The 1,298-nt window shown below is 57.8% G+C and carries 1 protein-coding gene and 1 pseudogene; one reads left to right on the top strand and one right to left on the bottom strand.

Translation table 11 applies throughout. The annotated features are described in order from the left end of the window. Window positions 1-362 (bottom strand): annotated as a pseudogene (locus KHQ28_RS28685) (ribulokinase); the annotation flags it as partial. A 337-nt stretch (window positions 363-699) separates the two neighbouring features. Here KHQ28_RS28685 and araC point away from each other — a divergent pair. Then, the coding region (araC, locus tag KHQ28_RS28680; protein WP_211777804.1) for an arabinose operon transcriptional regulator AraC at window positions 700-1,298 on the top strand (599 nt) is incomplete at its 3' end.

The raw sequence follows: 1,298 nt of genomic DNA, 5'->3' as shown, positions 1-1,298 counted from the left end.
TCCTTCCACAGGACAAACATGGCGTTAGGGTTGTCAGCGAATTCTTCGCGCAGCGCCAGCACGTTGCCCTCGGCATCGACGGGAGCCGGAGTTGAGCCGGTGCTGTCGACGCCAATGCCCACGACGTCGGCGCGTTGTTCGGCGCTCAGCGAAGCCAGCACGCTTTTCAGCGCCGCTTCCATGGACTCGATGTAATCTCGCGGGTGATGGCGGAAGCGGTTGTTAGCGCCATCGCAATACTGTCCTTCCCGCCAGCGCGGATACCACTCCACGCTGGTCGCCAGCTCTGCGCCGGACGCGCATTCCACCGCCAGAGCGCGGACTGAGTCACTACCAAAGTCGAGGCCAATCGCAATTGCCATCTTGTTACTCCATGCAGAAATCATTCATGCAGCAACAGTAGATATCCCCGGCAAAATCCGTCAGGCCGGATTCGCTAATCTTATGGATTATTTTGCTGTTACCTTGCAAAGTGTGACGCCGTGCAAATATTCTATGTGGACTTTTCTGCCGTATTTATAGACACTTTTGTTACCCGGCATATCACGGTGGAATGCACGCTACTGGCGCTTTTTTCGCTTGCTGTACGGGTTTTTCGCCAAATTCCCACCGCCGTCGCAGTCGCGACAGGGCCGAGAGCGATAAAATGATGAATATGGACAATTGGTGCCACTGATACCTTCGGGGAGAACCACGCGTATGGCCGAAACGCAAAACGATCCGCTGCTGCCGGGCTACTCTTTTAACGCTCATCTGGTTACCGGCCTGACGCCGATTGAGGCGCAGGGATACCTGGATTTCTTTATCGACCGCCCGCTGGGTATGAAAGGCTATATTCTCAATCTGACGATCCGCGGCGAGGGGGTGATCAACAACCACGGCGAACAGTTTGTCTGCCGGCCGGGCGATATGCTGCTGTTCCCGCCCGGGGAAATTCATCACTATGGCCGCCATCCCGACGCCAGCGAGTGGTATCACCAGTGGGTCTACTTCCGCCCGCGCGCCTACTGGCACGAGTGGCTCAACTGGCCAACGATTTTTGCCCAGACCGGCTTTTTCCGTCCGGATGAACAGTGGCAGGCGCGTTTTGGCGAGCTGTTCGGCCAGATCGTTGATGCCGGGCAGGGGGCGGGGCGCTATTCCGAACTGCTGGCGATAAACCTGCTGGAACAGCTGCTGCTGCGGCGGATGGAGGCGATCAACGAATCGCTGCATCCGCCGCTGGACAACCGGGTGCGCGACGCCTGCCAGTACATCAGCGACCATCTGGCGGACAGCCATTTTGATATCGCCAGCGT

It is taken from the genome of Klebsiella sp. 28 (assembly GCF_018223905.1).
Lineage (GTDB): Bacteria > Pseudomonadota > Gammaproteobacteria > Enterobacterales > Enterobacteriaceae > Klebsiella > Klebsiella pneumoniae.
Note: the sequence above shows the minus strand (reverse complement) of the source record. Positions and strands in the feature narration are given on the sequence as shown.